This window comes from uncultured Methanobrevibacter sp. (genome assembly GCF_902770715.1).
Lineage (GTDB): Archaea > Methanobacteriota > Methanobacteria > Methanobacteriales > Methanobacteriaceae > Methanocatella.
This window is the reverse complement of the sequence record NZ_CACXTS010000009.1, coordinates 92,494-105,422: the sequence shown is the minus strand read 5'-3', so window position 1 is coordinate 105,422 and position 12,929 is coordinate 92,494. Positions and strand designations below refer to the sequence as shown.

The 12,929-nt window shown below is 36.5% G+C and carries 16 protein-coding genes; all 16 read left to right on the top strand.

Annotation, left to right across the window (positions count from 1 at the left end):
* Positions 1-31: 31 nt before the first annotated feature.
* The 16 genes from mtrD to QZU81_RS04050 all read left to right on the top strand — a co-directional run bounded on the left by mtrD (position 32) and on the right by QZU81_RS04050 (position 12,893).
* Positions 32-679, top strand: a complete 648-nt coding sequence (mtrD, locus tag QZU81_RS04125) for a tetrahydromethanopterin S-methyltransferase subunit D (protein WP_295589545.1) — start codon at positions 32-34, stop codon at positions 677-679.
* Positions 680-1,495, top strand: a complete 816-nt coding sequence (gene mtrC, locus QZU81_RS04120; protein WP_292827829.1) for a tetrahydromethanopterin S-methyltransferase subunit MtrC — start codon at positions 680-682, stop codon at positions 1,493-1,495.
* A 17-nt stretch (positions 1,496-1,512) separates the two neighbouring features.
* The gene (locus tag QZU81_RS04115; protein ID WP_292827832.1) at positions 1,513-1,842 is read left to right on the top strand and encodes a tetrahydromethanopterin S-methyltransferase subunit MtrB; all 330 of its coding nucleotides are present in this window, start codon (positions 1,513-1,515) and stop codon (positions 1,840-1,842) included.
* On the top strand, positions 1,843-2,559 hold the full coding sequence (mtrA, locus tag QZU81_RS04110; RefSeq protein ID WP_292827834.1) for a tetrahydromethanopterin S-methyltransferase subunit A: 717 nt from the start codon (positions 1,843-1,845) through the stop codon (positions 2,557-2,559).
* Positions 2,560-2,571: 12 nt separating this feature from the next.
* Positions 2,572-2,778 carry a tetrahydromethanopterin S-methyltransferase subunit F gene (locus tag QZU81_RS04105; RefSeq protein WP_292827836.1) on the top strand — a complete coding sequence of 69 codons (207 nt, stop codon included), beginning with the start codon at positions 2,572-2,574 and terminating at the stop codon, positions 2,776-2,778.
* 10 nt (positions 2,779-2,788) lie between these two features.
* Positions 2,789-3,025, top strand: coding sequence for a tetrahydromethanopterin S-methyltransferase subunit MtrG (gene mtrG, locus QZU81_RS04100; RefSeq protein WP_292827839.1), 237 nt, complete (start codon positions 2,789-2,791; stop codon positions 3,023-3,025).
* Between the two features lie 13 nt (positions 3,026-3,038).
* The gene (gene mtrH / locus QZU81_RS04095; RefSeq protein WP_292827842.1) at positions 3,039-3,971 is read left to right on the top strand and encodes a tetrahydromethanopterin S-methyltransferase subunit H; all 933 of its coding nucleotides are present in this window, start codon (positions 3,039-3,041) and stop codon (positions 3,969-3,971) included.
* A gap of 161 nt (positions 3,972-4,132) precedes the next feature.
* A complete protein-coding gene (locus QZU81_RS04090) occupies positions 4,133-5,602 on the top strand; it encodes a methanogenesis marker 14 protein (RefSeq protein ID WP_292827845.1) in 1,470 nt (489 codons plus the stop codon).
* Positions 5,603-5,618: 16 nt separating this feature from the next.
* Positions 5,619-6,227 (top strand): NTP transferase domain-containing protein, encoded by a 609-nt coding sequence (locus QZU81_RS04085; protein WP_292851967.1) that lies wholly within the window; start codon positions 5,619-5,621, stop codon positions 6,225-6,227.
* A gap of 55 nt (positions 6,228-6,282) precedes the next feature.
* A complete protein-coding gene (locus tag QZU81_RS04080; protein ID WP_042692144.1) occupies positions 6,283-6,549 on the top strand; it encodes a PRC-barrel domain-containing protein in 267 nt (88 codons plus the stop codon).
* A gap of 111 nt (positions 6,550-6,660) precedes the next feature.
* Positions 6,661-7,416, top strand: a complete 756-nt coding sequence (locus QZU81_RS04075) for an ABC transporter ATP-binding protein (RefSeq protein WP_292827855.1) — start codon at positions 6,661-6,663, stop codon at positions 7,414-7,416.
* Positions 7,385-8,635, top strand: coding sequence for a SufD family Fe-S cluster assembly protein (locus tag QZU81_RS04070; protein WP_292827858.1), 1,251 nt, complete (start codon positions 7,385-7,387; stop codon positions 8,633-8,635). The genes QZU81_RS04075 and QZU81_RS04070 overlap by 32 nt, the downstream gene beginning before the upstream one ends.
* 315 nt (positions 8,636-8,950) lie before the next feature.
* Positions 8,951-9,376, top strand: coding sequence for a hydrogenase iron-sulfur subunit (locus QZU81_RS04065; protein WP_292827860.1), 426 nt, complete (start codon positions 8,951-8,953; stop codon positions 9,374-9,376).
* Positions 9,377-9,391: 15 nt separating this feature from the next.
* Entirely contained in the window at positions 9,392-10,360 is a 969-nt protein-coding gene (locus QZU81_RS04060; protein ID WP_295589535.1) for a F420-nonreducing hydrogenase, read from the top strand.
* Positions 10,270-11,637 (top strand): Ni/Fe hydrogenase subunit alpha, encoded by a 1,368-nt coding sequence (locus tag QZU81_RS04055; protein WP_295589544.1) that lies wholly within the window; start codon positions 10,270-10,272, stop codon positions 11,635-11,637. The genes QZU81_RS04060 and QZU81_RS04055 overlap by 91 nt, the downstream gene beginning before the upstream one ends.
* 20 nt (positions 11,638-11,657) lie before the next feature.
* Positions 11,658-12,893: a 4Fe-4S binding protein gene (locus tag QZU81_RS04050; protein ID WP_292827868.1), complete on the top strand. Its 1,236-nt coding sequence runs from the start codon at positions 11,658-11,660 to the stop codon at positions 12,891-12,893.
* The last annotated feature ends 36 nt before the right edge of the window (positions 12,894-12,929 follow it).

Here is a 12,929-nt window from a genome sequence, read left to right as displayed (position 1 = left end):
TTTAATTTTATTCATCGCAATAGGCGGTATTATGATTGGTGCAGGTGTGCACTTTATTCCTGTAGGAGGAGCTCCTGCAGCTATGGCAACAGCTACTGGTGTAGGTACCGGTACTGCTATGTTAGCTGCTGGTGCTGGTTTAACAGGTCTTATTACTGCTGCAACTATGACAGGTGAACCATTTTATATAGTAGGTATTGGTGGTGCAATCGGTGCTATGATCATGATGGGTATTACCATGCTCATTGCAAACTTAATCTACATCTTCGGTGTAGGTATTGTTCCTGCTGCATCAAAAGTACCTGTTGACTGGATTACCAAACGTAACCAAGAAATTTATAAAACTCCTGGTACCGAAGGTCACGGTGTACCTCTCACTTCATTTGTAAGTGGTCTTATCGGAGGACTTCTTGGTGGTTTCGGTGGTGGATTAGTCTACTACGGTATTTATGACTCAGTACAAGCTTCTTTTGAACCTGCTATTGCTATCGGTTTAGCTGCTATTTTAGGTGTAGGTGTGTTCTTTATTAACTCTGTAATTGCTTCTTATAACATTGGTGGTACCATTGAAGGTATGCACGATCCAAAATTCAAAAGAATTGGAACTGGAGCTCTTGCATGTGCAATCGCATCTATCGTTGTTGGAATCTTTTGTATTATTTTAACTGGAGGTATCTAAATGTCTGCTGGTGGAAGTGCTGACGGTGCAGCTGCAGGTGCAGTAAACTCAATGCACTTATTAATTTTAGGTATTGTCGGTGGATTACTCGGTATCTATTTATCTGCTTTCTTAGGAGACGTCATCGGACCATTATTTGCAGCTCTTGGTGCTGTTTGTGCAATCGTTTGGGGTGCTGACGCAATTCGTAGAGTAGCAAGTTACGGTTTAGGTACTGGTGTACCATCTATAGGTTATATGTCTTTATCTGTTGGTGTTATTTCAGCATTAGCAGGTCTCAGTTTAGCAGTAATGTTAAAAATGACAATATTAGGACCAATTGCAGCTTTAGTTATTGCATGTATTATTGGTGCTGTTATTGCACTCGTTGCAACTAAAATCGTAGGTATGAAAATCCCTATTATGCTTCAATGTACTGTTGAAATTGCAGGTGCAGCTGCTTTATCAATTTTAGGATTCGCTGTTGCAATTTCCGGTAGTATTGAAATGACATCTGTCTTAGAACATGTTGTTGCAACCGGTTTCATTGCTGTATTATTTATTATGTGTACTATGGCTATCCAACACCCATTCAACGCATGTTTAGGACCTAACGAAGATCAAGTAAGAACTCTCAAATGTGCAGCATCCACTGCATTCTTAGCTATGACTATTACTGGTCTTATGTCTGTCACTACTGGTGGATTAGGTTGGTTTGTTGTATTCATCGTTGGTTTAATCGGTTGGGTTATTTCATTCAGAGCATTTGTTGTAGCTTCCATGAATGACGCAGCATCAACCAAATGGGCTGGATTATGGCCTAAAGTGGAGCAATAGAATAGGAGGAATTAAATATGGCTCAAATGTTACCTATGATTCAGGTTATTCCTGAAATGAATTTCGCATTAGATCCTGCAACCGGGATTATCGGATCATCTTTAGGTTCAGGAGTTGTACTCTTATCTATGGATGAAGTGAATGAACAAGTGGCAAAAGTCGAATTGGCTGCTGATGAATTAATGGCTTCATTAGACCCATACACAAGTCCTGTTGGTTCTTACCCTGGAAGGGAAGGTTCATATGTTGCCGCAGGTATGTTAACAAACATGGTATATGGTTTCTTATTAGCATCATTCATTATATTTGCTGCATTACCAATTTTACAAGCGATGGGGGTTTTATAGATGGCTGATAAAAAAGCTCCTGCAGATGGCTGGCCGGTTATTAGTGGGGATTACATTGTAGGTGATCCTGAAAGCCCTGTTGCAGTAACAACTTTAGCTTCTCACATTGAAGCTGAACTTTCTGGAGCAGCTATTGCAGGTCCATGTAAAACAGAAAACTTAGGAATAGAAAAAGTTGTCGCAAACATTATCTCAAACCCTAATATTCGTTTCTTAATATTAGCAGGTGCTGAAGTACAAGGACACATTACCGGTCAAAGTATTCAAGCATTATACGATAATGGTGCAGACCCTGATAAAAAGAAAATTATCGGTGCTACCGGTGCTATTCCTTTCGTAGAGAATGTTCCTCTCGACGGTATTGAAAGATTCCAACAACAATTAGAAATTGTTGACTTAATTGATACTGAAGATATTGGGGCAATTCAATCAAAAATTAATGAATGTGTAGAAAAAGATCCAGGTGCTTTTGAAGAAGAAGCTATGGTTATTTCTGTTGACGACGACGACGGAGATGAAGACACTGGAGAAGCAATCAAAGTTATTTCTCCTGAAACTGGTCTCATCGAAGCAAGAATTAGGGACATAAACACTAAAATTGATATGGTCGGAGCTGTTCAAAGAAATATGGCTGGTAATTATGCTGGTAAAGTTCAAGGTATAATGATCGGATTAGCTTTCACTTTAATAGTTGGAGTTTTATTCTTGATGTTCTAAGGAGGATTAATTATGGTAGAAATTTCAAATAAACCAAATATTGGCGGAATGAGAGCTGCAGCTGATGATGCTGAATACAGTTCAAAACTCCTTGCAAGAGAAGGTAAATTATTCGCTGGTTTACTCGCAACCAGGTTTAAAGGATTCGCTATCGGTGCTTGCATAGCAACACTTTTAATCGTAATTATTCCTTTCATTGCAAAAGCAGCAGGATTATAGAGGTGTTATTATGAGTGAAGATTCAGTACCTTCAGTAATGGTTTCCCCAGATGATTTCAACGCTATTGTTGCTAAATTAGATGATGCAGAAGAAAAAGTTGATTTTACTGTTGGGGAATACTATCAACGTTTAGGCCAACAAACTGGTAGAGATGTTGGTATATTGTATGGTATTATACTTGGATTAATTATATTAGTTATAGCTATTAAATTTGGAGTAGCTACAATGTTATCTACCTTATTATAGGAGGTTTATACTTATGTTTAGATTTGATAAAGAACAAATCGTCGTAGATATGAATGGGGTAAAAATGGGAGGCCAACCTGGTGAATATCCTACCGTTTTAGCAGGAACTATCTTTTACGGCGGACACAAAATTATTAGTGATGAAAAAGCAGGGGACTTTGATAAAGACGCTGCTGATGGATTAATTAAAACAATGGAAGAAATGTCTGATGTAACCGGAAACCCTTGTGTTATACAAAACTTCGGTGCTACTGCAGAAGCTATGGTAAAATACTTAGAATTTGTAGGAGACGTCAGTGACAAACCTTTCCTTATAGACTCAACTGCAGCTGCTGCAAAAATCGCAGGTGTAGAATATGTTCAAGAAGTCGGATTAGCTGAAAGAGCTGTTTACAACTCAATCAGTATGGCTGCAGAACCTGGCGAAATTGAAGCTCTCAAAAACTCTGACATCGATGCATCTATCTTATTAGGTTTCAACCCAATGACTCCTGGTGTAGAAGGTAAAATCGAAATCTGGGAAACTGGTGGAGCTGTAATCGACCAAGGTATTCTTGAAATGGCTGACGAATGTGGAATTACCAAACCATGGATGGACGTAGCAGTTACTCCTTTAGGTCAAGGTGCAGGACCTGCTGTAAGAACCGCTTACGCAGTAAAAGCTAAATGGGGATACCCAGTAGGATCAGGTATTCACAACGTACCTTCCGCATGGGACTGGTTAAGAGCATACAAAAAAGAACACAAAGAAGCATGGCCTGTTTGTGATATCGGTTCAAACATCGTACAGCAAATGGCTGGTGGAGACTTCGTTCTTTTCGGACCTATCGAAAACTCCAGACTTGCATTCCCTGCATGTGGTATGGCTGATATCATGATTGCTGAAGCAGCAAAAGATATCGGTACCGAACCTATTGAAGAACACCCAATTAACAAATTATTATAGATATAAGGGTCCCGATTAGATGATTCTATTCATCTAATCATTTTTTTCTATTTTTTACTTTTTTTTAAATAATTTTTCAGTTCTTTTTTTCAAGATTTTTTAATAAAATTTATATTATCATAAAAAGATATTTATAATCAAGTTTTAATTGAGGTTATAAAATGTCTTTTCTAAGTAAAATTTTTAATAGAGGTCCTAAACCTATTATTGCTCATTCTAAAACAGGTAATTTAGGTACTTTAAGAGCTCAAAAGGCGGGTCCTGCAAGTCCTGGCGCTGTTCAAAAGCCAGATACTTTTTATGTAACTGCTTCTGTTGAATTAGGTAACACTACTACAAAGTCTATTGTAATGGCTACAAATTTAAACACTAGTGAGTCTTATTTATTAAATAAAACAGTTAAAATGACACGTGATATACGTCCACCTAAACCTAACGAAGAGGTATTCGGTAAAACTGTTTGGGGTATTGAGCTTTCTAAAGAATCTGTAACTGAGCTTATCAGAGATACTGTTTTAGAATCTTTAAGGAAATGTAATGTTGATAAAGATGAGGATTTGGATTTTGTTGTAAGATCTACTGGGGTAACAGCAGGTTTTGCAACTGCTGAAGAAGCAGGCCAACTCATTATTGCTTTAGCTGACGGTTGTCTTGAAGCAGATATTCCTCCAAGGAAAATGTCTCCGGCAATGACCATTTCCCAGCTTCCGGAAAGATTGCAAAAACATTCTCTTTTGGAAAATATCATGTTTGATGGGGCTGTTGTAAGTGTAGTTCCTCCTCAAGGTAAGGAAACTGTTGCAAATGAAATGGAAGGGGAGCTTGTAACTGCAGGTATTAAATTAGGTGCAAAATGGACTGATGTGGATTATAGAAACCCTTGTGTTTCCCTTGACTTTGGTTCAACATTGGCAGGACGTATTGTAAATGACAATGAACCTTATGCAAATACTGTAGGTAACTTTTTAGGTCTTGCAGGTGTTGTAAGCGATTCTATAGCTAGAGGTTCCGGTCAAATCGATAAGAAAAATGGTGCTGCTTTAGATATTTATTCAGATAAGGCAATGAAAAAGGCTGATCATAAAAAGGCTGAAGCCAATGCATTGGAAGCTCATAAATTAGTCAATATTCGTAAAGTTCCAATGGATGTTGAAAGATTTGGTACTGTTCCGGTTAATCCAGTGGCTGCTGAAAATGCAGGTACAACTTTAATTGGTTGTGATGTCGGTTTTAATGGTGATAAACTTGATGAATTAATGGAATTGGGTGCTCAGTTCTATGATGCTGATGGCCTTCCAACATTGCTTTCAACTTTGGATTATGTAAGTACAAATATCGTTAAAAGAGTTTTGGATGTGGCATTTGAAGAAAATGTTATTGTTCCGGGCTCTGCCTTAGGTATTACTGGAAGAGCAGGTATTACAGGACGTAAACCTGAGCTCATCTTAGAGGCTGTTCAAGACAAGTTTGAAAATGTTGTTTTTGTTGAAGATGGTCTTGCTTTAGGTTCTGCGATCATGGCACGTTGTATGAATTCAATGGGTACTCCTAAAGTTCCTATTGGAGGTAAACAAGGTGGAAGATGTATCCTTAAAGATCGTATGAAAATGATGGGCGGCAAATTCGCTTAAACAATTGTGGTTTATCATGATTTATGCAATTTTGATGGCAGGAGGTAAGGGAACTAGACTTAAAGTTCCCCAAGAAAAGCCTCTTTTCAAATTACGTGATAAACCTTTAATTAATTTTGTACTTGAAAATTTAAAGGCGTCTAAATTAATCGATGAAATAGTTATTACTGTTAGTCCTAATACTGTGGAAACTACTAGGTATCTGAAGGATTTCGACGGAGATTATACAATTTTAGATACTTCCGGTGAGGATTATTTAACTGATTTGTCTTTCATTTTGGATTATTTTGAGAACAAGTCTAAAGAGGATATTTTACTGTTTATTAATGCAGATTTACCTTTTATATCCACTGAAACAATTGATTATGTTTTAAATTATTACTTAGAATCGCCTAAAGATGCATTATCAGTATTGGTTCCTGTTGAAATATTTGATAAGTTGGGTTTGGATTATTCCTATGAGTTTGAGGGTAATGTCCCGTCAGGACTAAATGTCTTAAGAAGCGTTAACATTGTTCAGGATGAAGATCAGTTAGTTATTCCAAAAGTTGAATTAGCCCTTAATATCAATACTATTCCGGATAGCAAAGTTGCTGAAAGATTGTATAATGAATATTATGTTTAAATATGATGAAGTTTAATAATTATATAAGTAGATTTAATTTTTATCAGGTGATTTAATGGAAAATAAGCAAATTCCTAGAAGAGAAGAAAAATTATGGAGTGAAATCAAAAACTATCAAGTAGCTACCAATAATGCACGTATTCTTGGTGTGCTTGATGAATTAATTATCAACGAAAAAACTGGTAAAATCGTGGATATTGCTATTAGAGTTGAAAGTGACCGTAATATTCATGTTAAAGGTGCTAAAAGAAACGGTGACTTATTATTAGTTCCTTTCGCTAAAGTTGAAAAAGTCGGCGAATTCATTATTGTAACTGAATAATTTCAGTTATTCTCTTTTTTTTATTTTACTTTTTGTTAACTATTTATAGTTAGTAGTGCTATAATTAGTATAGTATATAACAAATTCATATTTATTTATAAAGGTGATTATATGTTGCTCGAAATAGAAAATTTGGCTGTTGAAGTAGCCGGAAAAAGAGTTTTAAAAAATATTAACCTTTCTATTGCTGAGGGTGAAACTCATGTTCTTTTAGGGCCAAACGGTGCTGGTAAAAGTACTTTATTCTTAACTATATTAGGTTTTCCAAATTATGATGTAGTTCAAGGTTCAATCAAATTCAAAGGTCAAGATATTACTGAGTTATCCACTGCGGAAAGAGTTAAGTTAGGTATTGGAGTAAGTTTCCAAAATCCTCCTTCAATCAGAGGAGTATCTGTTGGAGATTTATTGAAAATTGAGTCTCATCAAGATGTTAATGATGAATTAAATCCTAGAATGCAAGAATTGGCTAAAAAACTTAAATTCAGTGATGAATTCTTAAATAGGGATGTTAATCTTGGATTTTCTGGTGGGGAAGTGAAACGTTCTGAAATTTTACAGTTGCTTGCTCAAATGCCGGATTTCACCATGTTTGACGAGCCTGATTCTGGTGTGGATATTGAAAATGTGGAGTTATTGGCTTCAGAAATCGGAACTTTATTGGATAAAGATAAAAAGCATGGGGACAGAAAAAGAAGCGGTCTTTTAATTACTCATTTAGGTTATATCTTAAACTTTGTTAACGCTGATAAAGCTCATGTTTTGATGAATGGTGTTATTTCCTGTTCTGGAAACCCAAATGAAATTCTCGAAGATATTAGGAAAAATGGTTTTAATGGATGTGTTGAGTGTGCGCAATGTTTATGAGGCTGCTGAAAAGGCAATAAATAAAAAGGCTGCAATTGGTGCAGACGTTACAATTGAAAACTTTACTGATGAGACAGTTAACGCTTTAGACATGATTGATGATTTGGATGATTTAAACAAACAGACCAAAACAGATCTTTTAAAAGTTGGTGTTGATACTGAAGAAACTAACAGGTCTGGATCATTTTTACAAATGGATCAAAGTAATATTTTTACAAATAATTCCATCTCAGATTCTATTGAAGTAATGAATATGCAAATAGCATTGGAAAAATATAGCTGGTTGGATGATTATCTATGGAATGTTGTCAAACCTGATGCAGATAAATATACTGCAAAAACTGCTTTAAGAGAAAAAGAAACCGGATTTTTAAGCGGTTATTTTGTAAGGTCCCTTCCGGGAACTAAAGAGGTCATGCCTGTACAGGCTTGTATGTTTATCAGTGATGAGGATGTAATGCAAACCGCTCACAATGTTATTATTGCTGAAGAAAACTCTGAATTGCATTTGATTACCGGTTGTGCAACAGGTGATGATGTGGGCTCTGCAATGCATGTTGGTGTATCTGAAATGTATTTAAAGCCAGGCTCTAAAATCACTTTCACTATGGTTCACAATTGGGCTGAACAGGTTGAAGTGCGTCCAAGAACCGGTGTTAAATTGATGGATGATTCAACTTATATTAACAATTATATTTTAACTAGTCCTGTCAGCACTATTCAATCCTTCCCAACTGCTTATTGTGATGGTAAAAACTCAAGAGCTATTTTCCAAAGTATTCAAGGTGGTAAAAAAGATTCAATTATTGATGTTGGATCCAGAGTTTTATTGAATGCTGAAGGTGCCAGAGGTGAAGTCATTTCAAGGGCTGTTGCTCAGGATGAATCAAAAATTTATGCAAGAGGACATTTAGCAGGTACAGTGCCTTCTGTAAAAGGACACTTGGAATGCCATGGATTGGTATTGTCCGATGATAGTTTTATTTATGCTGTGCCTGAACTTGAAGCTAGTTCTTCTAACTTAGAAATGTCTCACGAAGCAGCTGTTGGTAAAATTTCTGAAGAAGAAATTAATTATCTAACATCTAGGGGTATTGAAGAAGAGGATGCGGAATCCATGATTGTTAGAGGATTTTTAAACATGGATATTACTGGTCTTCCTGATGAATTAGCTGAGCAAACTCAAAGAATGATTGATATGAGTCTTGATGGAATGTAATTCCATCTATTTTTTCCTTTTTTCCTGTTTTAGATGTAAAATTTACTTTTCAAAAATCTTGTTTTATAGTATATAAACTTTTTGGCTTTAGTTTCTAAGTAACCTTTATATTAATTATAAATAAAATATATTAATCAGTACATAATGTATTGCTGAGCTAGCTCATTACGTACAGAAATTGTGTTTTTAAGGCATACCTAAACAGTATTCCTTAAAAAAGAGATTTTAAAATTTTTTAAAAAACTTTAAAATTGAATTTAGAAGGACGCAAGTTTTTCTAAAGTCGGAAAAATATTATAGAGGAGGAGAAACTCTATGGCTGATGATGTAAAAATTGTAATGTTTTGTTGCAACTGGTGTTCCTATGGAGGAGCAGACACAGCTGGTACTGCAAGGATGCAATACCCACCGAATATTAGAGTTATTCGTGTAATGTGTTCTGGAAGAATTGACCCACAATTTATTTTAAAAGCATTTAAAGAAGGTGCTGATGGGGTATTTGTAGCTGGATGTCACATGGGCGACTGCCACTATGACGCTGGTAACTACAAATTAGATCGTAGAATGAGATTAATTTATAAATTAGTTGAAGATATGGGAATTGGAAAAGAAAGAGTTCACCACGATTGGATTTCCGCATCCGAAGGTGAAAAATTCTCTGAATCTGTTAAAATGATGGTTAACAGAATCAAAGAATTAGGTCCAGCTCCATTAAAAGCTCAATTAGATGCTGAGGAATAGATTGGAGGAATGAATATGGCAGATAAAGTAAAAATAGGAACTATGTGGTTCAGTGGATGTTCCGGTTGCCACTTATCCATTGCGGATTTCCACGAATCTTTAATTGATGTAATGGAATTTGCAGATTTTGAATTTTCCCCTGTACTCATGGATACTAAATATGATGAAGTACCTGAATTAGACATTATTATTGTCGAAGGTGGAGTAAGGAACGACGAAAACAGAGAATTAGCAGAAATGTTAAATGAAAAAGCTAATATGGTTATTGCTTACGGTACTTGTGCTTGCTACGGCGGTATTCCAGGTCTCGGAAACTTATGGACTGTTGAAGAGTTAGAAGAAGAAGGATACATTAACTCCGTATCAACCGTTAACCCTGAAGGAATTATTCCTCACGAAGATGTACCTCATCTCGAAAGCAGAGTAAGACCTATTGGCGAAGTCATGGACATTGACTTAATGATTCCAGGATGCCCACCTCGTTCAGATGTTGTAGCAGAAGCTGTTTTAGCATTATTAAGAGGAGACACTATTGAGTTACCTGCTACCAACCTTTGTGAAGTATGTCCTAGAGAAAAACCACCTGCAGGTTTAGCTATGGACTTCATTAAAAGACAATTCGAATTAGGTCTTCCTGAACCTGATTTATGTTTAATTAGCCAAGGTTTAGTATGTATGGGTCCTGCTACTGTATCATTATGTGGTGCAGAATGTCCTTCCATTGGTATCCAATGTAGAGGATGTTACGGTCCTACTGCAAAAGTATTAGACCAAGGAGCAAAAATGATCAGTGCGATTGCATCTGACTACGGTGTTCAAGAAGATAAAACCGTTGACCCTGAAACTGTAGCTGATCAATTAGATGATATTGTAGGTACTTTCTACACTTACACATTACCTGCAGCTTTAGTACCTGTAAAAATGTTACTCGTATTGAAGGACACGCTAAAATTACCGTGCATCTCGACGATGCTGGAAACGTAGAAGAAACAAGATTACACGTTATGGAATTCAGAGGTTTCGAAAAATTCTTAACTGGTCGTCCTGTAGAAGAATTACCTAGACTTGTACCTAGGATTTGTGGTATTTGTGATGTACAACACCACTTAGCAGCTGCTAAAGCTGTTGACCAAATTTTCGGATATGATGATTATGAAATCTTACCTACTGCATACAGAATGAGAGAAATTATGAACTGGGGTTCATACATGCACTCCCACGCACTTCATTTCTACTTCTTAGCAGCACCAGATTTAATCATTCCTAACGGAACTAGAAAAACAAGAAATGTTTTCCAAGTTATTAAAGACATGCCTGAAATTGCTCTTCAAGCAATTAACATCAGAAGAAACGGTTTAGAAATGGTTAGAAAAATAGGTGGTCGTCCTATTCACCCTACTTCATCCACTCCTGGTGGTATTTCAACCGAATTAGATGCTGATACTCAAAAAGACTTACTCGAAAGAGCTAAACAAAACGTAGAATTAGCACAAGCTACTCTCGATTTAGCTATTCCTGTATTTGAAGAAAACATTGATTTAATCGCATCATTAGGTAACTTCGGTGACACCAGACACTGTGGTACTGTAAAACCTGATGGAACTTGGGATGTATATAACGGTAACATCAGATTCAGAGACAAAGATGGTAGTGACATGTTCGAATACAGAAACGAAGAGTACACCGACTATGTTGCTGAACACGTAAAACCTTACTCCTGGTTAAAATTCCCATACATTAAAGAAATGGGCTACCCAGAAGGTATTTACAGAGTTGCACCATTATCTAGGATCAACGTTTGTGACCAAATGCCTAAAGAAGCACCTCTTGCTCAAGAAGCACTTAACGCTTTCCGTGACGCATTTGGATACGCTCAAGCACCATTATTATTCAACTATGCTAGACTCATCGAATTGTTAGCATCCGCTGAATGTGCTGCAGCTGCATTAGAAGAAGATTTATCCGGTAAAAAATTCCCTGATGAATTAGAAAGAACTGAAGGTGAAGGTGTCGGTATTGTAGAAGCTCCTCGTGGTACTTTAATCCACCACTACAAATCTGATGACAATGGTCAATGTAGTTATGCTAACATTGTTGTAGCTACAATCCAAAACAACCCTGCAATGGAAATGGGTATTCACCAAGTTGCTAAAGACTACATCAAACCTGGTGTAGAAGTAGATGATACAATGGATAGTCAAATGAGATTAGCTGAAGTAGATATTGTAGACAGTGAAGGAAACCTCATTAAAAAATTCTAAATTTAAGGGGGTTTTTATAAATGATTGTATTTAATGAAGATGGCTGTATTAAATGTGGTGCTTGTGAAGGTACCTGTCCTACATCAGCTATTAATGTAACACCTGAATCTATTATTCACTGTGACACTTGTGGTGAAGAACCTAAATGTGCTGACGTTTGTCCTAATGGAGCATTAAAAGTAGAAGATTACGAAATTACTGAAGGTATAACCCAAGCAAGATTAGTATTCAACTCTTTATTATGTGACTCCTGTGGTAAATGTGAAGAAGTTTGTCCACAAGAAACTATTAAAGTCACTGGTGAAAAATTAAAAGAAGTTGAAGGTTTCTGTGTAATGTGTCAAAAATGTGTTGACATTTGTCCTGTAGATGTAATCGGTATTCCAGGTGTTAAAGAACCTGCTGAATATGAATTAGATCTTAAAGGCAAAGGACCTGTTTACATTAAAGACTGTGTTGGATGTGGAACTTGTGTAGAACCTTGTCCTGTAAGTGCTATCACACTCGAAGAAGTTGGAAGCCCAGTTACTGTAAATGATGACTGTATCAGATGTGGTTTATGTTCTCAAACCTGTCCTTGGAATGCAATTTTCATTTCAGAAAAAATACCTGTCAAACGTTCTAAAGAAATTACATCATTCACTTTTGACGCAGCAAAATGTATTGGTTGTAACACTTGTGTAGAAGCATGTCCTGGTGATTTCATTTCTGCAAACAGTTCCAGTTTAACTGTTGCTATTCCTAGTGTCTGTGCTGCATGTGGTTTATGTGTAAATCTCTGTCCTGTTGATGCATTAGCAATTGATGTAGAATGGGGTGAAGGTTCACCTGTAGATGCAGAAGGTATCGGAAGAGATGTAGAAAAATGTGACTTTATCGGTGCATGTGCTAACAAATGTCCTACTGAAGCTATTCGTGTAATTACCAAAACTGGTATGTGCTGCCCTGCTTTAGTAGAAACTGATGATGAACCATCCTTTGTAAGCTGTATTAGATGTGGAGCATGTGCTTCAATGTGTTCTAACGATGCATTAAAAGTAGAACAATATGAAGTAACTATTGATGGCGAACCTGTTATCAGAGACAGAATTGCATTCAACCCATCTAAATGTGATCAATGTGGTGACTGTATCGAGGCTTGTCCTTACGACATGATTCACGAAACAGAAAATCCTAAATTACCAATTGCAGGATTCTGTACATTATGTGGTCAATGTATTGAGGCATGTCCAGAAGACGCATTATGTTACAAATAGGTGTGTAAACACACCTTTCTTTTTTCTTTTTTTTAA